The sequence below is a fragment of the Burkholderia sp. SIMBA_051 genome, assembly GCF_046534915.1.
Classification (GTDB): Bacteria; Pseudomonadota; Gammaproteobacteria; order Burkholderiales; family Burkholderiaceae; genus Burkholderia; species Burkholderia ambifaria.
Map to the genome: position 1 here is coordinate 1 of NZ_JAWRXS010000927.1, position 234 is coordinate 234.

Sequence of the window (234 nt, forward strand, 5' to 3'; positions counted from 1 at the left end):
GGACACGCTGCTCGATCGCAGCAAGCGCCTGACCGCGGCCTGGAACGCGGTGACGCAACGTTGGGGGAAGGACATTGAGTATGCGGACTTGCGCTATCCGAACGGTTTCGCGATTCGTGCCGCTGGCATGCGCTTCATCAGCGAACCCGACAAGGGCAAGAAGTAAACGGACATCACACGCAATGAGCACGCTATGAGTAAAGACTATAAAGATCTGCTGGTCGCCCTCGACAT

Annotated in this window: 1 pseudogene; it reads left to right on the top strand. The window is 57.3% G+C overall.

Annotated elements, in window-relative coordinates:
• Positions 1-166: pseudogene (locus tag SB771_RS37200) on the top strand (cell division protein FtsQ); the annotation flags it as partial.
• Positions 167-234: the final 68 nt, after the last annotated feature.